The organism is Streptomyces sp. NPDC044984 (genome assembly GCF_040646935.1).
Taxonomy (GTDB): Bacteria; Actinomycetota; Actinomycetes; order Streptomycetales; family Streptomycetaceae; genus Streptomyces.
In genome coordinates this window covers 1-23,250 of record NZ_JBEZBE010000067.1, presented here as the reverse complement: position 1 = coordinate 23,250, position 23,250 = coordinate 1, and the positions used below count along the sequence as shown (strand labels likewise).

The following is a 23,250-nucleotide window of genomic DNA, read 5'->3' as shown; positions in this document are numbered from 1 at the left end:
CATCGGGTTCCAGGCGAGCAGGTCCAGGTGGCGGCCGAGCACGACCGCCGGGGTGTCCATGACCCGCAGCAGCCGCCGGGTGCTGTCCGGGACCCGCTCAGGAGCACGGGCCACACGGGCCGGTACAGGCCGGCGGGCGGCGCGGGCCAGGGTGAACAGGTGCCGGTGTTCCTCGTCGTCGAGGCCGAGCGCGCCGGCGAGTGCGTCCAGGACGTGGTCGGACGGGCGTACCTCCCGGCCCTGCTCCATCCGCTGGTAGTGGTCGGTGCTCAGCCCGGCCAGCAGGGCCAGTTCCTCGCGCCGCAGCCCGGTGACCTCGCGCCGGCCGCCCGGCTCCAAGCCGACGTCATGGGGGCGCAGCCGGCTGCGCCGGGCACGCAGGAAGTCTCCGAGTTCACGGGCGTACGGATGGGTCATGCCGCAAGCGTGCCGCTTGGCCGGGCGCCCAGGGTAGGTCCCGCAGACCCAGGCAGGCGAGAGCGATCGAACTGGCTTGCGCTACCCCTGGCGTCGACGGTCCTCCCCACCGGCACCTCCAAAAGCAGCAGATGACCGGATGGACCGCCGACCGCATCCCCGGCCAGCACGGCCGGACCGCCGTCGTGACCGCGTGAACTCGGGCCTCGGCCTGATCACGGCCACCGAGCCGGCCCGCCGCGGCGCCTATGTCGTGCTCGCCGCCCGCGACACCGCCGCTGGCGAGGAGGCCGCTCACCGGATCAGCGACGACGTCGAGGTGCGCGAGTCGGACCTGGCCTCCCTCGATTCGGTGCGCTCGTTCGCCGCGAGGCCGGCCATCATCTCCCTGCGACGACTTCGAACGTCACTCTGAAACGATCGGTGAGCCGCGAGAACGCCACGGCCCACCTCTTCCGGCAGGTTATGAGCAACGTCATCTCTGTGAACCACATGCGCGTGGGAACCGTCTTACGACCGGATGCCCTCGAGAAGCGACAACTGGACGCGGCGACCATGACCGTGCTTACACGGGCAACAACGGGAGAGGATGTTCATGAAACTGACAGTCAGAACCGCGGTAGTAGGAGCAGTCATCGCCTCCACCGCCGTACTGGCGGCTCCGGGAACCGCATCGGCTGATGACCCCAAAGATGGGGGTGTGCCCCGCTGTTCAGAAGGCAAGATCTGCCTCTTTGACGGCCACAACAACACCGGGGACGTCCTGCAGCTCGATCCGGTGGACATCCCCAACATCGGCTGGGCGTGGAACGATCGGGCCAGCTCGGTGTGGAACCGCAGCGGCGATCAAGCCTGCATCTGGCTCGATGCCGACTACTACGGCTACCCCTTCAGTATCCCGGCGGGCGCAAAGCAGGAACTCCTGTTCCTCTATGACAACGCGGTGACCTCCATATCGGTCAGTGGCTGCGGGGGCTGAGTCGGCTGGTTGACCGAACCCGCCGTCCGCCCGCGCTCCGCGGGAGGACGGCGGGATTGGGCTGGATGGCGTCCCGGATGAGGACGCCGCTGGCGAATTCGGCGGTGGTCGCCAGATGACCTTGCAGGGGATTGTAATTGATTGTTTCGTCAGGTCTGTGATGGATCTTGGTAGTTGGGCCGCGTAACGGCAAGGTTCTGCAGGTGTCGGACGATTTTGAGCCGCTTTCAATCTCATGCTGATGCATGGTGAAGGACGGGGACGGCCTTCACGATGTCGGTGATGCGGTTGGTGCTGCAGTGGAGTTTCCGCAGCAGGTGCCGGCCTTTCAAGGTGGCCATGGCCTGCTCGCCGACGCAGCGGAGCTTGGCGTGGGTGGTGTTGTGCCGTCGCTGCCACCGCTTGAGTCGACGGCCCCGGAACGGGACACGGACGGAGTGGCCGGCGCCCTGGTACGCCTTGTCCGCCCGGCCCTTGAGTCCCGCCTCCGTGAGGGCGTGGATGATCCCGTGTGCGTGGGCCGCGGTCAGGTCGTGCGCGGCGCCGGGCAGCGCGGGTGAGGCCCGTGGCAGTCGCCCGAACGGGTCCGTAAGAACCTGGACGTTCATCCCGTGCCGCTTGTGCTTCCCGGAGTGGTACGGGGTGTCCGCGGCGATCGGGTCGATCGGCAGCAGAGTGCCGTCCAGGATCACAGAGGCCTTCGTCCGGGCCGCCTTCGTCGCCTCGGCCGGGCTCGGTGCGAGGGCGGCGGGTACTTCAACGGCCTCGCGCACGTGGCGATGGACGGTCGCGACGCCGATGCCGAACCCGGCGGCAGGCTGTCCGCAGGTGTCGCCGCACCGCAGGTGGGCCAGGGCCGGCAGGGCCTGCCGCCCGGCCGCCACCGAGTGCCGACCTCCCGTCGCCGGACGACGAGTTGCCCGGTGAGGTACCGCAGGGTGCGGCAGGACAGATCTATGGACGACGGGTAGACAAGCACGGAAGCTCCTGATGGCATGGGTGATCTTGGTCGAGAACCCGTCTACCAGGAGCTTCGTCGTTCCGTACAGCTCCCCGCCGCCCATACCCGGGCGCCACCGTCAGGCTGGAAACGGCTCATTGTCAGCGGCCCGAGCACCGGTCGAACGGGGCGCAAGGCTGAAGTCCTGGCGGATCTTCCGCGGAGCCCGATGCAGCCCGAACCGCCTGTCGTCAACCGCCGCAGCCGTCCTCGCCCTGGAGCGCCAGCGCTGAAAACGCTCAATCAACATGACAGCGCCGGTCGAAGTCCTTCTCGGTGACCGCTACCCGGGTCTGGGGCGCGCCCGTCCCAACCGAGAGCCGGATACAGGGGCTTGTCACCCCTGCCCCCACATTCCGGCTCCGATGTTGGTGACAATCTCGACCCACTCGCTGTGCTCATCAGCGAAGGGGCGAGGATCCTGGCGGTCGATCTCACCCTTTAGGGCGTCCAAGGTCTCACCCAGGGAATCGAGGAAATCTTTATCGTCATCGTAGTCCTCTGGCAGGCCTGTGACGATCTTCGTCAATTCCGTAATGGTGTGCACCAGTGAGGAGAGGTCGCCGTGCAACGGGATGGGCCGCATGATGCCCTCGGCGAACTGGTACAGCTCGCCCGTCTGCGTGTCTGCAGCGATGGCGCTGATCTCGAAGTTACCGAGGAAAACCCAGCTGGTGGCGCTGGCCGGAAGGTTCCAGGTACCTCCCAGCTCTTCGAGCGCGACCGGGCGGAACCCGGGGCCGGCTCCGTCGAACGTGGGGAAAGAGATGAACTGGTTTTCGGGCAGTCCCGTGTCGGTGAGGAAAGTCAGTGTCTCGCCACTGAAGCCTGCTGCCTGCGCTGCCCTTGCGGGCACTTGGTGGATCTGCTTTTCGTCAAAGGTCTGAATGAGTTTGTCGTGCGATGTTTCGAAGATCATCTAATCCTGCCGCGTTCTGCTTGGTCGTGGTACGGCGTGAGCGGAATGTGCGTCTTGTATCAGCTCTTGAGGTCTTTACGGTGCTGAGGCTTTTCCATCAGTCGAGCACCGGAGCTTGCGGAGGAGCCGCCAGGACCTGAGGGTGGCCATGGCCTGCTTGACAAGTGCGCGGATCTTCGCGGGGGACCGGTTCACCGCCTGCTGACCGATGGACAGGGTCTCCCACCGCCCCCCGTATGGGGCAGGGACATTGCGTGTTGTCGTTCCGCCCGGTTGAGCACGTGAGTCCTGGTTGATCATGTCCATCCCAGTGTGGTCAGCGGTCGGCCTGGGTGGCGGGCGTGGTGACGGGTGGCGGCGCCGGGCGGGAGGCTGGTGACGAAGTGGAACTGCTCGATCATGGTCTTCTTGCCGGTCAGGTCCTTGCGCCAGCGCATGACGCGCAGGGCCTGGTGGGCGCCGGGGTGGTCGAGGTGCCGGAAGGCGACGGTCTTGAGGTGCCGGACCTCGAGCCGACCCCGGCTGAGAGTGCGGTCCTTGTGGTCCAGGCTGATGTCATGCCACGGCAGTTTCCTCAACTGTGTGAGCAGGCCGGGGTGGTCGCCCTTCACGGCGGCGATGTAGTGGGCGCCGTGTTCGCGCAGCCAGTGGCCGTTGGCGTGCTGTGTGTGGGCGGCGTCCGCGGTGACCACGGTGTTCTCCAGGGCCAGGCCGTCCAGGAGCGGGATGGACGCGGGCGTTTCGTTGCTCTTCGTGTCGATCTGGCGTTGGGTGATGACCGTTCCGGTGTGATCCCTCGCGGCCAGCAGCCACACTGGGCTTCCACCCGACCACCTCGACCAAGGACATAGGGGCACCTGAACCGTTCCGGGTTCGGTAGGGGTGGCGGGTGGATCACTGCCACGGCAGTGTAGGCGTACCGTCCGGGCCCGGGCCGTTAGGCCACCGCCTCGTGAGGATCGTTCTGGAAGGGTTTTCCAGAAGGCCGCGGCCCACGCCGTGGTCGGCGGCCTGCCGGGCGAGGGTCTCGGTACCCTCCCGATCTCCGGCCTCTGCCCGCATCCAGGACAGGCTGAACAGGGCACTGGGATCGCCGTGGTCGGCGGCCTGCCAGCGCGCGCAGGAACGTCCCCAGCGTGGACGGGGCGCGGATACCGCCGAACACGGTGGGCATCGCACCGTGCCGCAGGACGTCCAGGCCGTCGATGCTGTCCGCGCCCACGACCATGCCGCCCACGATGCTGGTGACCTTGGCGTCCGCTGCCGCACCCGCGCCGTTCTTCGCCCCGGTCAGCTTCACCTTCCCCGCGATCAGCCGCGACAGCCCGCACCGCTCGGCCAGCCGCATCACCGGGACCAGCCCGGCACGCGCGATCAGATTCGCGTCATCGAACGCAGCGGAGACAGCCGCCGGAGTGTGGCAAACCTTCATGTACGAGGTGCCTTGCCGAGTGTGCCTGATGGTTGTGTGGTGACTCCCATCTTCGCAGGTCGGCAGGCACCTCTCTTCGACCGTTCATCCACAGGACATGGGCTGGCCGGTAGCCCTCCGGCTCGTGCCTGCACCGTGGCGGCCGGTGCCACGGGAGCGGTGGAGCGGTGGTTGCGGCAGCAGTTGGCGTACACGCCGCCGACATGACGGAGAGTCCGTGCCCCGGGCTCGTCGGGGGCACGGACGCACCGGCTACACCCGCACGATGCGCTCCACCAACTCCGGGATCCATTCCACGTACTCGACCTCTGCGCCACCGTGATGGCGCGCGTACAGGAACCGACCGGTGGCGCTGGCGCTTTCCGGTGTGGTGATCTCGGCGCCGGCGGTCGCGAGCGTCTTGGTCAGGGTGTCGAGGTCGTCGACGATCACGGTGGCGCTGGCATGGGAATAGCGGGCACGCTCCGCAGGCGGCCCTGCGATGACGAGGAAGTCACCGATCGCCGCGAGTTCGATGGAGTCGAAGGTGAAGCGGAGATCGGGCTCTGCGCCGGTCAGTTCACACAGCAATGCCAGCGACTTGTCCAACTCGTCGGCCCACAGGCGTGCGTACGTCTTGAGAATGGTCATGGCGTGTCCTCACGGTAACTTGTGAATACCCGGGAACCGTAGGAGAGTGAAAAGGCCAGAGGGAAGAGCGCACTTTTGCGAGAGAAGGGCACCTGGTGGTTACCGAAGAGGTCAGGCGCGTTCCGGAGGACGCCGATGTGACACGCGCCCACTTCCTCGCGCGTGAGATCTTCTCCGGCATCGCGAACAAGTGGACGCTGCTGGTGGTCAGCACCCTCGGCGAGCGCACCCTGCGCTTCACGCAACTTCGCGGTGAGGTGGAGGGCATCAGCCACAAGATGCTCACGCAGACGCTGCGCGGCCTCGAACGCGATGGGCTCGTCGAGCGCACCGTCTACCCGACCGTGCCGCCGCGCGTGGAATACGCGCTCACGGACGCGGGTCAGGAGCTGCGGCACACCGTTTACGGCATGTGCGCATGGACTCGCCGGTACCTGGAACACATCGAGGAATCCCGCGAACGATACGGCCGGGCGCCACAGACCGCGGCCACGCCTGTCAAGAGCCGACCGGCGTCAGCCGATCGCTGATGATGCGAACCGCGCTCTCGTGACCGCCTCGACCATCCGCGCCAGCTGGCGAGGGGGAGCGGATGCCGCCGAGGCAGGCCGGCACGGCACCGTGCCGCAGTCGGCCGGCGTCCTCGATGCTGTCCGCCCCGGTGCACATCGCCGAGATCAGCGACATCACCTTCGCGTCCAGGCTCGCCCCGCCACCGTTATCCGCGTCCTTGACGCGTATCGACTCGCGGGCCGGCGTCGGCAGCCGGGCCCGCTCCGCCAGACGGACCACCGCAATCAGACCGGCGTCCGCCACCAGGCTCAGCCCATCGAACACGGCGGAGACCGCCGAAGCGGCATCGGAAGATTGCATCTCGCGGATACTCTCCCATTCTGGAGATATGGAGCCGTAGGAAGTTCGATCGTCTCAGCTCAGAGGGCATCCGCGCTGTCATGTCTGGCTACTGGACCGACCATCAGCCGGTGGATCGAGGTTCAGCGAAGTGCCGACGAGTGCGCCCGGCGAGCTTGTGCGGATCGATTCCACACCGATGGACGTACTGGTGAGACTGGATGACGGTGTCACCGAGAAGATCGAGCTGACGGGCATGGTCGACATCGCCACCAGGTCGATCACCGCAGCGGTGTTGCGGCTCTCCACGAAGCTGCGGACGCCTCCGCGCTGCTGGCTCGCGGTGTTACCCCCGAGGCGATGCGTCCTGGCTGGGTGGAAGCCTTGCGGTGTCCCGGTCAGCGTTGCCGCACCGGCGGCTGCTGAGCATCGACAAACGCCTGGGACACGCGGCCGCTCGCCCGGTGATCATGCCAGAGACGATCGTCTGCGACCACGGCAGTGTCTTCATCTCGCACGCCTTCCGGGCGTCCTGCCGCTATTCGGGCATCAACCTGCAGCCGGCGCACAAGGCGACGCCGACCGACAAGGGCACCATCGAGAAGACCCTGGGCTCCGTGGCCACGTCGCTCGCCCAGTTCGTCGCGGGATACACCGGCTCGCCGCCGCCAACCACCTTCCGGCCGACCAGTTGCCGCCCCTCTTGGAACTCCACCGCACCAAGAAGACCCCGGCCAACAAGCCCCTTGAGCCTCTCGCTGCCGCGGCCGGAGTCCGCCAACGCGCCCTGGAACTGGCCCTGCCTGAATTCCTCGACGCCGACGCCGACGCCGACGCCGACGCCGACGCCGACGCCGACGCTATCGACGAACCCGGTGCCATCGGCCGTCCGCGCTCAGCCCTGCATACCGCCATCCAGCGTCCCGCCTGCCGCCGTTGCACCCACGCCGCAGGCATCACCATGGCCGTGACCTTGCTGGACCACTCATGACCGCAACGTCTGCCTCCGCCACCGCCTCTGGATCAGCAACGGCATCGCCAACGCCGACGAGCAAGTCGACATCAGCAGACTCCCCGACACGCTACGAGCCCAGAGACACCACCGAAACCTGGTGGCCCGTCACGGCCGCCGCCGGGTTCGCAACGCCTATCCGGATGCGCGAAAAATGTACTTCGCCTGGCTGCAGCAGAGCGCTGACCCGTCCGATCTGCTCGATACCGCACGCCGCATCCTCACCGACGGCACCGGGAAACTCCCCTCTCCCGACCTGACGCTCACGATGGTCTTCCACCCTCAAGTCGTGACGCTCGCCGGACTTCTCGCCGGCCGGGAGTGGGAACGCCGCGCTGTCGCCGCCGGCCACACCACCTGGCTCGTCGAGCGGATCACCGTCCGCAACATACTTCTCGGCTACGTCCCAAGGACCGCAAGGGCCCGCTTGATTCAATGGGTTGAGCAGCATTTCTCCACCCACAAGTTCGTCGCCTTCCGCCGAAGCCCGAGGATCTACGACGCGTTCTTCCCCCGCGAAACGATCCCGCCACCGCGCCAGCCCGATGAAGCCGACTCGGAAACACGGTGGAGCCCGTTCCACCCCTACTACCGCTGCTGAGCTTGAGTACAGCAGGGTCGTGAGGTGACCCAGATGGGGAGATCACACGGTGAGGGCGCCGCCGACGAAGGTACGTTCTGGCGGTGACGCCACGAGTTCGACCATGGTGCCGGCGCGAAGGTCATCGCCGACGACGCGCGTGATCGCGTCGGTGAGCGCGGCGCCGAGGCGCGCGGTGATCTGGGCGGCGTCGGGGCGGTCGAAGACACCAGCGCGGATGCCCAAGATCACCGAGACATTCGTGTCCACGGCCTTGCCACCCTGCGCGAAACGGCCTGCGGGGACTCCGGCCAAACGGACGCTTACGAGATCGCGGGCCCATTCGCCATAGACGTCGACGACAGCGTCGGTCAGTGCGGCGACGAGCAGGGGTTCGTTCCCGGTCAGCCTGTTCTCTGGAAGGTGGACGGTCAGATGCGGCATAGTGGACCTCGTTCCCTTTGAATCCAAAGCCTTTGTTCTTAAAGGTATCTGGAAGAGGTCGCTGATGTCCACGGAATCGGACGGTCCAGCCGTCAATGAGGCCGTCCGCACCCTGCTGTTGCTCATGCCACGTCTTGTGGGCCGCGCCAAGCGCCTGCCCATCCCTCCGGCGCTCCAGGGTCTGGACCTGGCACCGCGTCACCTCGCACTGCTGGCCCACCTGGAGTACGACGGCCCCACCAGCGTCAACGAGCTAGCCGCTCGGCTTGAGGTGGCCCCGACGACCGTCAGCCTTATGGTCAGCGAGCTATCACGGCCGGGCGTCCTGCAGCGCACTGCCGATCCCGCCGACCGCCGCCGCCGCATCATCGCCATCGCACCCGCCTACGCCGCACCGATCGGCGCATGGCTTTCTGGCAGCGCCTCTGCCTGGGAAAGCGTCATGCGAGGTCTCGACCCCGCGGAACGCGCCACAGTCATCAACGCTCTGCACGCCTACGAGGCCGCCTTGGAGCAGGCAGGCGACCAGCATCGGAACGCGCAGCTGCGTTAGCTGGCCGAGATTCGTCTCAACGAACCAAGTCCCCGTGTCTCACCCCATCCGGTCCACGCAGGTCAGCGCAGGGGCCGACGACTAACTTCGTTGAGACAGGACGCATCCCCGCACGGGGATGACTCACCCGTGCTCGGTGAATCCCCCGAAGCGCGCCTGACCTTCGAATGGAGGAGCCTCCCCCTGAGTGGTGGACACGCTGATACTGGATCTGCTTGATCCGGAGGAAGCGAGAGACCGCCGATGGTGTTGAAGGACTACTCGGACGAGTTCAAGGCCGATGCCGTGGCCTTGTACGAGTCCACGCCCGGGGCGACCTACAAGGGGATCGCCGCCGACCTGGGCATCAGCCGCGGCACGTTGCGTGAGTGGGTGCTTCGGGACCGTAAGCGCCGCGGTCAGGACCCGGCCGCCCCACCCGCAAGCGGCAGGAGGACCACAGCGGCCACGGAGCCGGACGAGCGGATCCGGCAGCTGGAGGCCCGGGTCGCAGAGCTCGAGGCCAGTGAGCGTAAGCTCGCGACCGAGCGGGACATACTCCGCAAGGCGGCCAAGTATTTCGCCGGCGAGACGAACTGGTGAGCCGCTTCCAGTTCGTCCACGATCACCGGGACGCCTTCGAGGTGAAGCGGCTCTGCGAGGTCCTGGGCCTGAACAGGTCCAGCTACTACAAGTGGCTGGCCGGCCGGGAGGCAAGGGCTGCCCGGCAGCGGGCCGACCAGCGCCTGGCGGTGAGGATCCGCGAGGTCCACGCCGAGTCCGGCGGCGCCTACGGCTCCCCGCGGGTCACCGCCGAACTTCGCGACCAGGGCCTGCAGGTCAATGAGAAGCGGATCGCCCGGGTGATGCGAACCTTCTCCATCACCGGCGTCCGCCTGCGCAGACGCGTCCGCACCACCGTCACAGACCCGGCCGCCACGCTGGTTTCGGACCTGTTCCGGCGGGACTTCACCGCCCCCGAACCGGGGCGGAAATACGCCGACAACGCGGCCTGCGAGAGCTTCCACGCGTCCCTGAAACGCGAGACCCTCCAAGGCCGCCGCGACTACGGCGACGCCACCACCTGCAGAGGAACGGTCTTCGCCTGGCTGACCCGCTACAACACCCGCCGCCGGCACTCCGCCAACGGCCACCTCAGCCCCAACGAATACGAACGACGACACCACGCCGCTGAGCTCACGCTCGCCGCGTGATCAATGACCGCGTGCCCACCATCACGGGGGAAGGCCCAAGAGGTGACGCAGGCGGGCACGGGCATGGCGGAGCCATTTGGCCTCGGAGGTTAAGCCGAGTATGGCCTGCATCGTGGTGAGGGTGACCAGTTCGGCATCGCTCAGGCGGGGCGCAATGCCGACCGGCGGGCGCCACGGTGCCAGCTCGGGATGCTCCTTCAGGATGTCGTCGGTCCTCGCATAGAGTGCTGTCGCGAGGGTGTCCACGTCGTTCGTCACAAAACGATCTTGGACACCCTCGTTCTCGTCTCCGTAGGCACCCTCTGGACCACACCACCAGGAGGAACCAGTGTCATACCCGCAACTGCTCACCCCCGAGGAGAAGCTCGCCGACGCGAAGAAGCGGCTCAGCCTCCCGCGTATCGTCGTGATCTGCGGCTCCACCCGCTTCATGACCGAGATGACCGAGGCCGATCTGCGGGAGACCAAAGCCGGAAGGATTGTCGTCAAACCGGGCTGTGACATGAAGTCGCCGCACGAACTTTGGTCCGATCCTGACGAGGCCGAGGCGCTGAAGGTTCGACTCGACGATCTGCACCGGGCGAAGATCCGGCTCGCTGATGAGGTGCTCGTAGTCGGCGACTACATCGGAGACAGCACCCGAGCCGAAATCGCCTACGCCCGGTCGCTGGGCAAGCCCGTGCGGTTCACGCACTCCGAAGTCGACCCTGACGCCTGACCGTCCGCTGCCACCTCGACAACCAGGGCCGGCCGCCCGGCGCCTGACCGTCTCGCGGTGGCTTCGGCCGCCGCCCACCGCACACCTCCCGCAGGCATCCCTTGGAATTGATCATCTAGATCACCGGCGCCGACGGCTGGCTCACCACGGTCTGAACACAGAACCGGACCGCAAGCTCACCACTCCCACGGCATGCCGTCAGGCACCGGCCCACCCCACAACGTGACAGCACCTTCCGTCTGTCAGGGGCGGTTGGCGCGTTCCCAGGCTTCGCGGACTTCGCGGGGGATCCGTCCTCGGGGCGGCACGTCGTAGCCGTGGGCGCGTGCCCAGGAGCGGATGGCTGCGGTGTCGACGGGCTGGGTGTCGGAGGGAGGTTCTGATTTCCAGAGGGTGGAGTGTGACGGGGTGAAGCGGGCGGGGGTGTCGAGGAGGCTGTGCGGGAACTGGGGGACCTGGATCTGCCCGCTGAGCGTGCAGACGAGGAAGGCGGTGAGGGTTCCGTCATAGGTGAACCAGCGGGGGCCGCGGGCTTCGTTGACCGCGATGTGCCAGCGGTCGGGGTCGGTTGCGGGGTCGGTGATCCAGAAGAGGTACTCGCCGTTGTCGGTGGAGCCGCAGGCGAAGAGCTTCTCCGGATCGTGGGGGACGGGATACGCGCCCTGGTCGTAGTCCTTGCGCAGTTGTGCGCGGATCCGGCCGGGCATGGGACCGGTGAGGTTGACGAACTGGGTCACGCCGTGGGGGTGGAAGATGTGGAGGTAGTCGTTGAAGGCTCCGGGCCCGTACCGGTCGGCGAGCTGTTTGTAGTCCTGCGGCAGCGGCATGCCGAGGTCGGCTTCGATCGTGTCCCAGCGGATGCTCATGGCCTGCTCGGGGGGCGGGCACAGGCTGGTGAGGGTGGTGAGGTCGGTCATGGGATTCCCTGGCGGTGTCGGTTCTGCTGTGCTGCGTGGTCGGGGTTGGCGGAGTCGGTGTCGAGCCGGTAGCCGTTGGATCCGTCTGCCTGCATGTGGATGAGGGGCGGTACGGAGTCCGTTCTGTCGTCGGTGTACTCGAGGTGGACGCTGTACTGGACGATCCGTCCGGCAATGTTTTGGGCGGGATCGCCTGTCACGGCGTTGTAGATCTGCTGTTCCAGGTCCCGCATGTGGGGGGTGTTGGTCGGGTTCTGGGCGATGGTGAAGAGATTGTCCAGGTGGTCGCCGGTGCCGCCCAGCATGCGGGCCAGCATGTGTCCGCGGGCCTGGTTGTGATCGGTGCCGTGGAGGAAGCCCGGTGGTTTCGGTGAGTTGTTGGCGTTGGTGCCCTCGTCGAGCATGTCGCGTGTGACTGTGGCATGCGTCTCGCTGGGGCGGCCGTGCTCGTCCTGGACGAATACGACCCTGCCGCCCCAGGTGTGGTCCGGGAAGCAGCCGGTCAGGCCCAGGGGGTCGGCCGTGGTGAACGGATGGGGCACATACGTGTAGTGGTTCGGAGCCGGCGCCAGGCCCAGCGGGTCCGGACTGATGTAGCGGCCGGTCTGCGGGTCGTAGTAACGATGGACGTTGTAGTGCAGGCCGGTCTCGGGGTCGAAGTACTGGCCCGGATAACGCAGGGGCGTGTACGCGGTGGCGTCGCTGTTCCACTGGGTTGCGCCCCAGGCCGCGTGATGCGTGCCCGCCAGGCCACGGCTCCACCGGGAGAGATCATGTAGCTCGGGCCGCCGGCCAGGTCGGCGACGACGGACACCCTGCTCTACGGGAAGGCCACCGCACAGGCGTGGGACCGGCTGCACCTGCGGTTGACCCGCCGGGCCGCCCGGCTCGACCGCAACGGTCCGCTGCCCGTCATCGAGGGTGCCGTCATCCGCCTGGTCGTGGAGAAGCTGCCCGGCGGCGGAGTCAACAAGCCGGTCTGGCGGGGTGGTCACGCGCTGGAGCCACCGAAGTGCACGTCGACCGCTGCTGGCAGCCCTTACCTCCGCCGCTTCGACATCGAGCACGGATTCCGCCTGTTCAAGCAGACCCTTGGCTGGACCGAGCCCCGGCTGCGCAGTTTTGAAGCGGCCGACCGGTTGAGAACGCCACGGTGGTGGCGGCCTTCTCGTCGGGAAGGGGCTCGGTGCAGGCCAAGCGGGAGAATCCGTCAACGGCAGAGTGCAGGTAGGCGTACCCGCTCTTGGGCCACCGGTCTTCGCGCGCTGTGCGGCCCTGGCCTGTTCGGAGCCGCGTCCGTGGGCTCGCCACCCGCCGCCGTCGGGGTTGCGTCCGACCTTCTTGACGTCCAGGTGGACCATGTGGCCCGGGTAGCGGGCCACGATCCGTCTCGACGGGCGCCTGTTGGCCGAGCCGTCGGGGTCGAGGAACCGGCGGTGGCTGATGCCCAGGCGTGCGGACGAGTGAGGCGGCGCTCCACGAGCCTTCGGTGTCCCTCGAGGTCCAAGGGGGCGCTCGCGTGTGTCACCGGAGCACCTCGGTGCTCCGGCCGGCCGTGATGGTGGTGAGGAAGGGGATCGCGATGAGCAGCGCGACCGCGACGAGGAGTCCGCTTGTCCAGATCGGCCCGAGGTTCTCGGCTTCGGTGCTGAGGGTGGCCGCAGCGATGACGGGGCCGACGGCGGCGCCTACGTTGAGCGCCGCGGTCGCATACGAGCCGGCCATGGTGGGGGCTTCCGCAGCCTCGTAGAGGACCCGCGTGATCAGCGTGCTGCCCAGCGCGAACGACAGTGCGCCCTGCACGAACACCAGGATGAACAGGGCGACCGGTTCGTTGGCCAGCATCGCCAGGGCCGGCCAGCCGATGAGCAGCAACGGACCGCTGACGGCGATGATCGGACCGGGACGCCGGTCGGACAGCCGGCCGGCGACAGTGACGCCCACGAAGGACCCGGCACCGAAGAGCACCAGAGCTGCAGAGATCCACAACTCACCCAGCCCGGCGCTGTCGGTCACCACGGGGGCGAGGAAGGTGAGGCTTCCGAAGGTCGCCGCGTTCACCAGCGCGCCGAGCAGCATCACCAGGATCAACGGCGGCCGTGTGAGCTGGGCGAGCTCCGCTCGCAACGCCGGCCTGACAGTCGCCTCGTCCTCATCACGTCCTGCCGGGATTCCCTTCAGGATGCCGAGAGCTGCCGGCAGGCAGAGAGCGGCGACAGCCCAGAAGGTGGCCCGCCAGCCGAGCAACGTGCCAAGCACCGACCCACCAGGGACCCCGGCGATCGTGGCCACCGTCGTGCCGGACAGCAGCACGGCCAGCGCACGTCCCTTCCTGTCGGGTGAGACCAGCGTGGCCGCGGCCGTCAGAGCGACGGCGAGGAACCCCGCGTTCGCGAGCGCGGCGACGACTCGGGTGGCGAGCAGGATGGGGAAGCTCGTGGTGATGGCGCCCACGGCATGAGCTGCCGCGAAAACGAGGACGAACCCGAGAAGGCCGGCGCGCCTGGGCCAGTCGCGGGCGAGTGCGGCTACAAGAGGAGCGCCGACGATCATGCCGACCGCGAAGGCCGAGGTGAGCGTTCCGGCTGTCCCGACGGTGACATCGAGGTCTGAGGCAATGTCCGGCAAGAGGCCGGCGAGCATGAACTCCGAGGTGCCCATGGCGAAAACCGCCATGGCAAGCAGGTACAACGGGAGAGGCATCGAGTGGCTCCGAGGTGAGGAGAAGCACGAGAAGGTCATCTCGCCACCGCGGCCAGCCCCGAGCGCCACTCGTCCCACCGCAAAAAGCGGCGCGACGACAGGGCTACGAGCTCAGTGGTTCAGGGGGCTGACGGCGTGACCGAAAGCCCCCACCTTGTCTGACTCAGGACTCGACATGGCCCGCACGCTACCCGACCGATGCCCGTCGAAGCATCGTGGTTTCACCGGCGTCGGCCTGTGTCACCCATGTCATGTCCTGCAGCATCTGGACGTGCTGCGTCACTCACGGCGTTCCGCCGTGTGGTCCCGGCCGCCCGTCAGGCGCCGGGGCGTGGGGCCGGCAGCAAGAACGGCACCGCCATGACCTCATCCCACCCGCGAAGGCACCCCCGGTGGCACAGCGAAAGCCCCGCGGCCCGCTGCAGACCACAGTCCTGCGGCAGATCCGTGACGCCCTGCCGTCCGCACCCGCCCCGCACCGTAGCCCCCGCCCCGCCCCGCCCCGCCACGCGCCCGGCCGACGACGGCGTGCCGCCCGTACTGCCGGCACTGGTCACCCACCATCGCCGCCGCCTCAACGCCTACCTCGCCCGCGCCCAGCACCTGCGGACCCTGCACGGCGACCGCATGAAGCAGTGGCAGCGCCTGGTCCTGTACGCCCTGACCGACGCCCTCGCCCACAACCACCTCCTGGTCGGCACCCTCGCCGCCCATCTCCAGCGCCAGGACCTCGACCCCGACCTGCTGCGCCACTACCTGCGATCCCTCCGGCCCCGACCGCTGCATCACTTCCGAGGCCGTCCAGCACCTCGACGATCTCACCGGTGCCGTACCCGAGGAAGCGGTCGAGCGGTGGCGCCTGCTGCTCCAGACCGTGGACGGTCTGGAGCCGGCCATGCTCTGGCTGCCCGAGGACGGCATGCCGACGTCGGCCTCGGACAGTAGAGCCTCACTGCTGGTTGAGTCCTCTCACGGGCTGAGCGGAGTCATGGAGCGGGCGTGCTCCCACATGCCGTGGAGCTGTTCCATGGGCCGCTGCTGTTCGCCGTGGAGGGCGTTGAGGACGACGAGGCACCCGGTGAGGGCCGGCACCGCCCACTGTGCGCAGGCGAGCTGGCGCTGCGCCTTCTCCATGTCGATGGGGTGCCGGTCCGCCTTCTGGTTGTCCTCGGGATCGGGGGAGGAGGCCAGCTCGACCTTCTTGCCGAGGACACGGGCGTAGGCGGTGGCGGCCAGGGCCGCCGCCGTGACGACGGTCTTGGCCGTGGTGGAGGCGCCCACACCGCGCTGGGTTCTGACCCGGTGGGCGTTCACGGCGAGCAGGCCGCCACCGCCGAACAGGTGCGCGCCGATGGCAGCGGCGTTGACCGGTACCCACTTCGCCCACCCGACCGAAGCGATCCGGGCCCTGGCGGCGACCGTGGAGCCCTCATGCTCCGCCGCCCCGTTCAGCCCGACCGCGCCCATCAGAGAGCCGCCGAACCAGGCGGCCAATCCCACGTCGTGCAGGCTACGGATGAGGGTGTGACGTCCGGACATGATCGTGCTCCTCCAGGCAGGCGGGCATCGGGGGCCGACGACGAGATGTCGCGCGCCTTCCCACCCTCGCCGGAACGCGCCGTCACCGCCATTACGGCTGACCCAGACGATTCCCCGGCAGGAGCAACGACCTGCGAGGCCCGTTGCCTGGAGCAACCGGCAACGGGGTCTTTCCCCGGTCGTTTCGGGTGATACCTCTGATGGCCCGCCGCGGCGAGCGCGGGCACCTGGTGATGCTGCCGGATTCGACTCGTGCCTCCCGCGCCGGCGACCAGTACCACCGGCCGCCCGGAGCCGTGGACCGCGTACGCCGTCGCGCCGCTCACCGGACCATCCTCCACAGCGCGGTCTCCGTCCACGCCGGGCGGCCGGTGTCCAGGCCGCGCAGCGCCACATGGACCCAAAGGAAGGATGCCCGGGACACGATGTGCCGCCGCGTGCCGGCGGGCACCTCACGACCTGTCGGCGTACTCTCCCTTCGGGCCGGGCCGGGCCGGTACGTTTGAACATCCCCGGTTGTCAGGCCACGTCGGTCTCTCGCTCGATGTGCCGCTTGGCGAAGGAGGCCGTAGACGGTTTCCCAGGGCGGGAAGTAGTGCGGCAGGCAGCGCCACCGCGCCCCGGTGCGGTCCACGTACAGGATCGCGTCCATGGTCTCGCGCAGCTCGTGTTCGGGCGGCCGCCCGAACGCCAGGGCCCGGCGGCGGAGTTCGGAACGCCAGTCCGTCAGGACCGGCTCGACCAGCTCCCAGCGGGCATCGGGCAGATCACTCGGATCCGCACGACGTTCGCTCATGACCCGGATGTACCGCCGCAGACGAGTGCGCCCAGGTGCGTGTTCTGCTCGGTGGAAGCGCGCGACGCGATCAGGCGTCCTGGAATGAGGAGCGGTCGCGGTCGGCGGGGGCGTCGGTGGGGAGGGAACCGGTGCGGTTGTGCCGGGGGTGTGGGGAGTCGTTGCTGCCGTGGGTTCGGGCGTCAGCAGTGTTCTGTTCCTCACCTGCGAAGACTCGATGATCGCGGTGTCCACCCCGTCGGAGCGTTCAGGTTACCCAGGTGTCCGCTGTCGGGAATCAGCAGCGGTCAGGAACCGGCGGAGCGCCGCAGACCGGCCGGTTCCACGCCGAGCGCCGCCAACAGCCGGACGCTGCGGTTGCCCGGCTCGCTGAGCAGCCGGTCCAGCAGGTCGGAGGTGCCGCTGGCCATCGTGTCCTTGAGCAGCTCGCGCGGCGGCACCGTGTCCTGGCCGAGGTCGGTGCTCGCCATCACCGCGCGCACCCGTTCGTGGTCCACCCCGGCCTCGGCCAGGACCCGGCCCCCGTCGTAGTCGGCCTTCGCCTCTTTCGTCAGGTGCGGGTAGGCCTGCGCGACCGCGTACGTCCGCAGCATGCCCAGGAGGACATCGTCGGTGCGGACCTTCCGACCGTGCTGCCCGGCAAGTTCCCCGGCCTCCAGGCGCGCCCACAGTACCGGGTGCGCCGCGGGGTTGATCGGCATTACCCTGACCAGCAGTGTCGTCCAGAACTGCCCCAGCTCACGGGGCTTGTAGCGGCGGCGGCCCACCAGGGCGTCGCGGGTGGAGCGCAGCTCCGGCGGGACGACGTCCTCCACGGCGGGGACCTGTCCCGACCGCACGGCCTGTTGCAGCGCAACGACGTCCACCCCGCATCCGTTCAGGTAGCTCACCGCCCCGCAGGACGGGTCGTCCAGGAGGGCCACCAGCAGATCGGCCGGCGAGCGTTCGACGCCCTGACCGGTCACGGACGGTTGCTCCTGGCAGCGGGCGAGCGCCGCCGCCCCGGCCGTGCTGAGCGTGAGCGAGTCCTCCTGCTCGGCCAACGGAACCTCGACCTTTCCGGGTTCCTCGTCCATCCCCCCGACGCCCTGCCGGATGACGTGCGTCGTGAGGTCGTACGGGGCGAGGAACTCCTGGACCCGTTCGTCCTTGCTGATGCAGGCCAGCAGAACGTGTGTGCTGACGTGGCGCATTGCGTAGACCGGGCCGAAGGCGGTGAGCAGGGCCCGGTTGGCGTGGAAGTCCGTGGTCATGTGGAAGATCTTGGCCGAGGCGCAGGGGTGTTGCATCAACCCACAGTCGGAAACCGGCGCGCCGAAAGTTGGAAACCGGCGCACGGAAAGAGGGAAATCGGTGCGCCGAAAGAGGGCAACGCGCTTCGACGTTGGTGTTGCCATGAGTGGCAAAAGGGCGTTTTGTTCCTAGGGGGTTGTTTGGTTCGAGGTTCAGGTGTCGCGCCGGTTCGGGGCCTCTGGTGGAGACGGTTCTCCTGGTCGGGGCGTATGACGCCGACCGGGTGCCGGGCTCCGTCGTTCCTGCCGTGTCCTGTGCGGTGGCTCCCGTGATCAACGGTTGCCGTCGGCGTCCTGCTTGTGGCGCTGGTAGTAGCGGGCCACCCGCATGCGGTTGCCGCAGCGGCCGGCCGAGCACCAGCGGCGGCGCGGGTGCGCGGGGAGGAAGAGCATGACGCAGTCGTCGGCTTCGCAGCGCTTGAGCCTGCCGATCGCGGGATCGGTGAGTAGGTCGGTGGCGGCCTCGGCCAGGCGGGCGGCGAGGCGGACGCCGAGGGGGCCGGAGCGGTGGACGGCGGCGGTGACGGCCGTGCCGTCCCAGGTCAGTTCACGAACGGCGGGAGCGGCGCGCTGGGCGTCGGTGAGGGCGCGTAGGTGGACCCTTCCGGGTTCCGTGCCGTGCAGCAGGGCATGGAGCACTGCTTCGACGTGGTCGCGGACGGCATGCACGGGGGCGAGATCGCTCTCGTCCGGCACCGAGTCGCCGGCCTCTGTGCGCAAGTGGTCGCCCTCCAGGATCAGCCAGGCGGCGAGTCGCTGCGGGGTGTCGAGCAGGTCCGTGCGGGTGCCGCCTTCCGCCGGGCGCGTGTTGACGAGGTCGATGGCGAGGTGTTCCCCGGTCAGTGGCTCACTGTCACTCATGCCCTAATGCTATCCGAAGCGTTTGACGCATTAGGTCGAGGGCTGGTAGTTCTAATGCATCATTCCGATCAGGAGGCATGTGACATGACGGTGTCCGTGGACACGCCCCGTATCTCGATCCCCGCCCGCGCGGCCCACCGGTTCGTCGACGTCGACGGTGTGGAGGTCTTCTATCGGGAGTCCCTGCCCGAACGTCCGGACGCCCCGGTGCTTCTGCTCCTGCACGGTTTTCCCTCTGCCTCGCACCAGTTCCGGCGCCTCATCGACAGTCTGGGCCGGCGCTATCGGCTGATCGCACCGGACTACCCCGGCTTCGGGCACACCCGCGCCCCGGAGGACTTCACCTACACCTTCGAGCGACTGGCAGACGTCGTCGAGGGCTTCACGGAGCGGCTCGGACTCACCAGGTACGCGATGTACCTGTTCGACTTCGGCGCCCCGGTCGGCTTCCGCCTGGCGCTGCGCCACCCCGAGCGCGTGGCCGCAGTGGTGGTGCAGAACGGCAACGCCTATCTGGAGGGCCTGTCGGACGCGGCCCGCGCGTTCACCGCGCTCACGCCCGAGAGCCCGAGTGCCGAGTCCACCATCCTCGACCTGTTCACCCTGGCTGCCACCCGCGCCCAGTACGAGGGCGGCACCGCCGACCCAGCGCTCGTCGCACCGGAAGGCTGGCTGCTGGACCAGCACTTCCTCGACCTGCCCGGCCGCAAGCAGGCCCAACTCGCCCTCGCGTACGACTACAAGAGCAACCTCGCCGCCTACCCCGCCTGGCAGGCATGGCTGCGCAGGCACCGCCCGCCCACACTCATCACCTGGGGAACCGGCGACCCCTTCTTCCCCGAACCCGGCGCCCGCGCCTACCTGAACGACGTCCCCGAAGCGGAACTGCACCTCTTCCGCACCGGCCACTTCGCCCTGGAAGACCGCCTCCCGGACATCGCCCCGCTCATCGCCCGCTTCCTCGACCGCATTCCGACCTGACCGGGCTGCGGTCGCGCCCCGCCTCACCGCTGGAGCAACGCGCCGTAACGGCACCCGCCCTCACGTCCGTCCGTCCGCTCGTAGAACCCCGACCAGCACGGCAGCGCCTACGTCGTCCCCGTCGTCTCCGTCGTCCTCGAGGGTGGGGCGCCGGCCCGGCCACCGCCCGGGGGCCGGCCGCAGCCACCACGTCATCCCCGCCGACGCCGCCAGAACCTTCGACGAACGCATCCGATGGCACGAGGCCGCCGCAGGAAGCCCGTTGTGCGCCTCGAACGAATGGTTCAACTGCTGCACCTTGGCTTCTCCGGGTACCGGACGGCGTCATCCCGGTTCCCACTGCCGGGACGAAACCGCTCCGCAAGAGCCCGTCCACGACCTGATGGCGTGCTGGCCACACCGTCCCGCGTCGCTCGCCCCTACCGCTTCGTTCGGAGGAACCCGTGCTCTTGCGTTCCCTCACCGAATCCGACCTCGACCGCGTTCTTCCCCTGCTCCCGTCCGCCCGGGTCGGCGCCTGGGCCGACGCCGATACCTTCCGGGACGGACTCGCCAAGGCGAGTACCGCCCGGAGCCGGACCTGGGTCGCCGAAGAAGGCGAGGAACTGCACGCCGTCGTCCTGTGGTGGGGCACTTCTCACGCCACCAGGCCCAGCGTCCTCAACACCCTCCAGGTACAGCGATTCGTCGGATGCGGGGAATCCCGCACGGCGCTGTCCACGACGTCCGCGCGGCCCGCGAACACGGCATCGTCGACGCACTTGCCGAGGCCGGCATCACGTGCTGGGCCGACAAGGGCTGTCGGGGTGTCGAGGTGTCGGCGGCAAGGTCCGCACCCCATGCCGGAGGTGGTGGGAGGCCCTGTCCACCGGTCAGCAGGCGGTGAACCGGTCCCACGCGAAGATCCGCGCACTTGTCGAGCAGTCCATGGCCACCCTCAGGTCCTGGCGGCTCCTGCGCAAGCTCCGGTGCTCGACCACCCGGATCACCTGCCTCGTCCAGGCCGTCCTCATTCTGCGTCTGACCAGCTCAGACCGGTGATGGAAGAGCCCCAATGAATCCTTTGACATAGGTATCTACGGATAGCTAAAGTTGCGGTATGCCCCCGTACAGCGCGTCCGACCAGGACATCGACCGCCTGGCCCTCGGCCTCGCGGCATGCCTGCCTGTGCTGACCCGGGCCCTCGAACGGCACGTCGACCAGCACTACCCGCACCCCAAGCCCTCCGACGCCCAGCTCACACTGCTGCGGTACGTCGAGACCCACGGCGGCACCACGGTTCGTGAGGCCGCCGAAGCGGTGCGGATGAAGCCGAACAACGTCAGCGCGCTGGTCACCCAGCTCACCGAGCAGGGACTCCTCGAACGCCGCCAGGACGGCGCCGACAAGCGGATCGCCCACCTGCACCTCACCCCGACCGCCCAGCAGCGCCTCGGTGAGGTCAAGCAGCTCATGGGAGATCACACCGCGCAGATCCTGCGGAAGATGACCGACGGCGAACTCGACGCCCTCGGCTCCGCCCTGGGGTCCCTCCGGTCGCTCACCGAGCACCTGCACACCGCGCGCTGAACCTTTTCGACGCCGCGGCGTGCCCGGCGGCATGCCGCAGGCCTTCGCGCCCCTTCCTTTCTGCCAGTCGCAACCGGCCGTCTCCATGGCCGAGTGCCGGCTCGGCGTTTCCACAAGACGAAAGAACAGACACCCATGGCATCCGCCAGCACCCTGGCTGAACCGTCCCGCTCTCCGCACGCCGAAACGTCGCGCGGTCGCCGCTCCAACCCGTGGCTGACCTTGATCGCCGTTGCCTTCGGCCTGTTCATGGTCGGTCTGGACGGGTCCGTCGTCTCGATCGCCAACCCCGAGATCGGCCGGGACCTCCACGCGTCCACCTCCGATCTGCAGTGGGTCACCAACTCCTACCTGCTTGCCCTCGCCGCGGCCCTCATCCTCGGCGGCAAGCTCGGCGACCGCTTCGGCCGCCGCACCTTCTACCTGGTGGGCGTCGCGGGCTTCACCCTCGCCTCGGTCGCCATCGGCATGGCCGGATCCATCGAGGGCGTCGTCGCCTTTCGCGCCCTGCAGGGCTTCTTCGGCGCCCTGCTGATGCCGAACACCCTCGGCCTGCTCCGTGCTGTCTTCCCGCCGAAGAAGTTCGGCATGGCCGTGGGCATCTGGGCCATGGTCTCCTCGGTTTCCACCGCTCTTGGCCCCATCGTCGGCGGCTTCCTCGTCCAGCACGTCAGCTGGGAGTCCGTCTTCTACATCAACGCACCCATCGGCGTCATCGCCCTCGCCTTCAGTGCCGCCGTCCTGCCGCAGAGCCGGAACGAGCACGCCGCGCAGGAGAAGTTCGACGTCCTCGGCGTCGTCCTGCTCGCCGCGGGGCTTCTCGCCCTGGTCTTCGGCGTGGTCAAGGGAGAGATCTGGGGCTGGACCTCTGGCGGCACCCTCGGCGCCATCGGCGCCGGTCTCCTGGTCCTGGTGCTCTTCGGCTGGTGGCAAACCCGGGTGGTCTCGCCGCTGCTGCCGATGCGCCTGTTCCGCAACCCGGCGCTGACCATCGGTACGATCATCACCGCCCTGAACTTCTTCGTCCTGCTCGGCGTGATCTTCTTCGTCATGATCTACCTGCAGAACGTCCGCGGCTTCACCCCGGTCGAGGCGGGCGTCCGGACCCTTCCCCTCAGCCTCGCCTCCGTCGTCGCCTCCCCTCTCGGCGCCGCGCTCACGGACAGGTTCGGGCCGCGTCTCACCATGCCCCTCGGCATGGTGCTCCAGGCCGTCGCGTGCTTCGCCATGCTCGGCTGGGACGTCGACAGCGCCTACCTCCTCATGTGGCCGCCGTTCATCGCCCTCGGCCTCGGCGTCGGCATGGTGATGGCCTCCTCCTCCGACGCCATCGTCGGCAACGCCCCCGTCAAGGACGCAGGTGTCGCCGGCGGCCTCCAGGCCACCGCCCTGCAGATCGGAGGCGCCCTCGGCACCTCCGTCCTTGTCTCCCTGATCGCCGGCCGCGTCGGCGCCACCCTCACCGGCGAACTCACCTCGGCAGGCGTCCCCGCCCCCGCGGCCACCGCGCTGCTGGAGGCGAAGGACGCGGTCGCCATGGGTATCGCGCCCGTCGCCACCGACGCACCCGCGCAGCTCAAGTGGGCGATCATCGAGGGTAGCCACAGCGCGTTCATGAACGGCGTCCACACGGCCGTCGCGACCGCCGGCGTCCTCTGCGTGGCCGGTGCTGTCGTGGCAGCCGTGGGCGTCCGGCGGGCCCCCGACCACGCCCGGCCCTAAAAGTTGTTGCAGAAGGTCGGGCTCGGGCAGGTCGGAGTTGTGCCCGACCTGCTGTTTCACCCAGCCAGGGCGAGGTTGTGCATGGTGGCGACGGCTTGGACGGCGTGGTGGAGGCCGTCGCCTTTCTGTCGGCAGTCGCG

24 protein-coding genes and 9 pseudogenes are annotated in these 23,250 nt (G+C 68.4%); 15 read left to right on the top strand and 18 right to left on the bottom strand.

The window, feature by feature from the left end; translation table 11 throughout:
* A partial coding sequence (locus AB0A94_RS37465; RefSeq protein WP_361751352.1) for a helix-turn-helix domain-containing protein occupies positions 1–417 on the bottom strand: 417 nt, incomplete at its 3' end.
* A 193-nt stretch (positions 418–610) separates the two neighbouring features.
* Between AB0A94_RS37465 and AB0A94_RS37460 the strand changes: the two genes are divergently transcribed.
* The gene (locus AB0A94_RS37460; protein WP_361751350.1) at positions 611–832 is read left to right on the top strand and encodes a hypothetical protein; all 222 of its coding nucleotides are present in this window, start codon (positions 611–613) and stop codon (positions 830–832) included.
* A gap of 180 nt (positions 833–1,012) precedes the next feature.
* Positions 1,013–1,396 (top strand): peptidase inhibitor family I36 protein, encoded by a 384-nt coding sequence (locus AB0A94_RS37455; RefSeq protein WP_361751348.1) that lies wholly within the window; start codon positions 1,013–1,015, stop codon positions 1,394–1,396.
* 233 nt (positions 1,397–1,629) lie between these two features.
* Here AB0A94_RS37455 and AB0A94_RS37450 read toward each other — a convergent pair.
* A pseudogene (locus AB0A94_RS37450) lies at positions 1,630–2,375 on the bottom strand (transposase family protein).
* Between the two features lie 110 nt (positions 2,376–2,485).
* Here AB0A94_RS37450 and AB0A94_RS37445 point away from each other — a divergent pair.
* Positions 2,486–2,629: pseudogene (locus tag AB0A94_RS37445) on the top strand (IS5/IS1182 family transposase); the annotation flags it as partial.
* A 104-nt stretch (positions 2,630–2,733) separates the two neighbouring features.
* Here AB0A94_RS37445 and AB0A94_RS37440 read toward each other — a convergent pair.
* The 4 genes from AB0A94_RS37440 to AB0A94_RS37425 all read right to left on the bottom strand — a co-directional run bounded on the left by AB0A94_RS37440 (position 2,734) and on the right by AB0A94_RS37425 (position 5,377).
* Positions 2,734–3,315 carry an SUKH-4 family immunity protein gene (locus tag AB0A94_RS37440; RefSeq protein ID WP_361751346.1) on the bottom strand — a complete coding sequence of 194 codons (582 nt, stop codon included), beginning with the start codon at positions 3,313–3,315 and terminating at the stop codon, positions 2,734–2,736.
* Between the two features lie 296 nt (positions 3,316–3,611).
* Positions 3,612–4,130, bottom strand: coding sequence for a transposase (locus AB0A94_RS37435; RefSeq protein ID WP_361751344.1), 519 nt, complete (start codon positions 4,128–4,130; stop codon positions 3,612–3,614).
* A gap of 122 nt (positions 4,131–4,252) precedes the next feature.
* Positions 4,253–4,747: a hypothetical protein gene (locus AB0A94_RS37430; RefSeq protein WP_361751342.1), complete on the bottom strand. Its 495-nt coding sequence runs from the start codon at positions 4,745–4,747 to the stop codon at positions 4,253–4,255.
* 252 nt (positions 4,748–4,999) lie between these two features.
* A complete protein-coding gene (locus AB0A94_RS37425) occupies positions 5,000–5,377 on the bottom strand; it encodes a VOC family protein (protein WP_361751340.1) in 378 nt (125 codons plus the stop codon).
* Between the two features lie 95 nt (positions 5,378–5,472).
* On the opposite strand from AB0A94_RS37425, the gene AB0A94_RS37420 reads away from it, so the two are divergent.
* Positions 5,473–5,907 carry a helix-turn-helix domain-containing protein gene (locus AB0A94_RS37420; RefSeq protein WP_361751338.1) on the top strand — a complete coding sequence of 145 codons (435 nt, stop codon included), beginning with the start codon at positions 5,473–5,475 and terminating at the stop codon, positions 5,905–5,907.
* Here the strand turns inward: AB0A94_RS37420 and AB0A94_RS37415 are convergent.
* Complete coding sequence (locus AB0A94_RS37415; RefSeq protein WP_361751336.1) at positions 5,876–6,250, bottom strand: hypothetical protein; 375 nt, start codon at positions 6,248–6,250, stop codon at positions 5,876–5,878. The genes AB0A94_RS37420 and AB0A94_RS37415 overlap by 32 nt on opposite strands.
* 127 nt (positions 6,251–6,377) lie before the next feature.
* Between AB0A94_RS37415 and AB0A94_RS37410 the strand changes: the two are divergent.
* The 3 genes and pseudogenes from AB0A94_RS37410 to AB0A94_RS37400 form a co-directional block, all read left to right on the top strand.
* Positions 6,378–6,888: pseudogene (locus AB0A94_RS37410) on the top strand (integrase); the annotation flags it as partial.
* Between the two features lie 44 nt (positions 6,889–6,932).
* Complete coding sequence (locus AB0A94_RS37405) at positions 6,933–7,220, top strand: hypothetical protein (protein WP_361751356.1); 288 nt, start codon at positions 6,933–6,935, stop codon at positions 7,218–7,220.
* A gap of 121 nt (positions 7,221–7,341) precedes the next feature.
* A complete protein-coding gene (locus AB0A94_RS37400) occupies positions 7,342–7,842 on the top strand; it encodes a hypothetical protein (RefSeq protein ID WP_361751334.1) in 501 nt (166 codons plus the stop codon).
* 42 nt (positions 7,843–7,884) lie between these two features.
* Here the strand turns inward: AB0A94_RS37400 and AB0A94_RS37395 are convergent, their stop codons facing one another.
* Positions 7,885–8,265: a tautomerase family protein gene (locus AB0A94_RS37395; protein WP_361751332.1), complete on the bottom strand. Its 381-nt coding sequence runs from the start codon at positions 8,263–8,265 to the stop codon at positions 7,885–7,887.
* A 64-nt stretch (positions 8,266–8,329) separates the two neighbouring features.
* Here AB0A94_RS37395 and AB0A94_RS37390 point away from each other — a divergent pair, with 64 nt between their 5' ends.
* Together AB0A94_RS37390 and AB0A94_RS37385 are read left to right on the top strand one after the other, a co-directional pair.
* Entirely contained in the window at positions 8,330–8,818 is a 489-nt protein-coding gene (locus tag AB0A94_RS37390; protein WP_361751354.1) for a helix-turn-helix domain-containing protein, read from the top strand.
* Between the two features lie 243 nt (positions 8,819–9,061).
* Positions 9,062–10,011 (top strand): annotated as a pseudogene (locus tag AB0A94_RS37385) (IS3 family transposase).
* A 39-nt stretch (positions 10,012–10,050) separates the two neighbouring features.
* On the opposite strand, the pseudogene AB0A94_RS37380 reads toward AB0A94_RS37385, so the two are convergent.
* A pseudogene (locus tag AB0A94_RS37380) lies at positions 10,051–10,269 on the bottom strand (IS982 family transposase); the annotation flags it as partial.
* A gap of 70 nt (positions 10,270–10,339) precedes the next feature.
* Here AB0A94_RS37380 and AB0A94_RS37375 point away from each other — a divergent pair.
* A complete protein-coding gene (locus AB0A94_RS37375) occupies positions 10,340–10,729 on the top strand; it encodes a hypothetical protein (protein WP_361751330.1) in 390 nt (129 codons plus the stop codon).
* Positions 10,730–10,971: 242 nt separating this feature from the next.
* On the opposite strand, the gene AB0A94_RS37370 is transcribed toward AB0A94_RS37375, so the two are convergent.
* From AB0A94_RS37370 to AB0A94_RS37355, 4 genes and pseudogenes are all read right to left on the bottom strand, one after another.
* A complete protein-coding gene (locus tag AB0A94_RS37370) occupies positions 10,972–11,646 on the bottom strand; it encodes a histone-like nucleoid-structuring protein Lsr2 (RefSeq protein WP_361751328.1) in 675 nt (224 codons plus the stop codon).
* Positions 11,643–12,713 (bottom strand): RHS repeat-associated core domain-containing protein, encoded by a 1,071-nt coding sequence (locus tag AB0A94_RS37365; protein ID WP_361751326.1) that lies wholly within the window; start codon positions 12,711–12,713, stop codon positions 11,643–11,645. Before AB0A94_RS37365 ends, AB0A94_RS37370 begins: the two co-directional genes overlap by 4 nt.
* 76 nt (positions 12,714–12,789) lie before the next feature.
* Positions 12,790–13,100 (bottom strand): annotated as a pseudogene (locus tag AB0A94_RS37360) (IS481 family transposase); the annotation flags it as partial.
* Between the two features lie 70 nt (positions 13,101–13,170).
* Entirely contained in the window at positions 13,171–14,349 is a 1,179-nt protein-coding gene (locus AB0A94_RS37355; protein WP_361751324.1) for a Cmx/CmrA family chloramphenicol efflux MFS transporter, read from the bottom strand.
* A 528-nt stretch (positions 14,350–14,877) separates the two neighbouring features.
* Here AB0A94_RS37355 and AB0A94_RS37350 point away from each other — a divergent pair.
* Positions 14,878–15,294 (top strand): hypothetical protein, encoded by a 417-nt coding sequence (locus AB0A94_RS37350; protein WP_361751322.1) that lies wholly within the window; start codon positions 14,878–14,880, stop codon positions 15,292–15,294.
* A gap of 24 nt (positions 15,295–15,318) precedes the next feature.
* Here the strand turns inward: AB0A94_RS37350 and AB0A94_RS37345 are convergent, their stop codons facing one another.
* The 4 genes and pseudogenes from AB0A94_RS37345 to AB0A94_RS37330 form a co-directional block, all read right to left on the bottom strand.
* Positions 15,319–15,888 (bottom strand): hypothetical protein, encoded by a 570-nt coding sequence (locus AB0A94_RS37345; RefSeq protein WP_361751320.1) that lies wholly within the window; start codon positions 15,886–15,888, stop codon positions 15,319–15,321.
* A 568-nt stretch (positions 15,889–16,456) separates the two neighbouring features.
* A pseudogene (locus tag AB0A94_RS37340) lies at positions 16,457–16,684 on the bottom strand (transposase); the annotation flags it as partial.
* Between the two features lie 287 nt (positions 16,685–16,971).
* Entirely contained in the window at positions 16,972–17,937 is a 966-nt protein-coding gene (locus AB0A94_RS37335) for a Clp protease N-terminal domain-containing protein (protein WP_361751318.1), read from the bottom strand.
* A 312-nt stretch (positions 17,938–18,249) separates the two neighbouring features.
* Positions 18,250–18,837 carry a CGNR zinc finger domain-containing protein gene (locus AB0A94_RS37330; RefSeq protein WP_361751316.1) on the bottom strand — a complete coding sequence of 196 codons (588 nt, stop codon included), beginning with the start codon at positions 18,835–18,837 and terminating at the stop codon, positions 18,250–18,252.
* A gap of 84 nt (positions 18,838–18,921) precedes the next feature.
* Here AB0A94_RS37330 and AB0A94_RS37325 point away from each other — a divergent pair, with 84 nt between their 5' ends.
* The 4 genes and pseudogenes from AB0A94_RS37325 to AB0A94_RS37310 all read left to right on the top strand — a co-directional run bounded on the left by AB0A94_RS37325 (position 18,922) and on the right by AB0A94_RS37310 (position 23,110).
* On the top strand, positions 18,922–19,818 hold the full coding sequence (locus AB0A94_RS37325) for an alpha/beta hydrolase (RefSeq protein WP_361751314.1): 897 nt from the start codon (positions 18,922–18,924) through the stop codon (positions 19,816–19,818).
* Positions 19,819–20,518: 700 nt separating this feature from the next.
* Positions 20,519–20,859, top strand: a pseudogene (locus AB0A94_RS37320) (transposase family protein); the annotation flags it as partial.
* Between the two features lie 58 nt (positions 20,860–20,917).
* Positions 20,918–21,388: a MarR family transcriptional regulator gene (locus AB0A94_RS37315; protein WP_361751312.1), complete on the top strand. Its 471-nt coding sequence runs from the start codon at positions 20,918–20,920 to the stop codon at positions 21,386–21,388.
* A gap of 135 nt (positions 21,389–21,523) precedes the next feature.
* A complete protein-coding gene (locus tag AB0A94_RS37310; protein ID WP_361751310.1) occupies positions 21,524–23,110 on the top strand; it encodes an MFS transporter in 1,587 nt (528 codons plus the stop codon).
* A gap of 56 nt (positions 23,111–23,166) precedes the next feature.
* Here AB0A94_RS37310 and AB0A94_RS37305 read toward each other — a convergent pair.
* Positions 23,167–23,250 (bottom strand): annotated as a pseudogene (locus AB0A94_RS37305) (IS5/IS1182 family transposase); the annotation flags it as partial.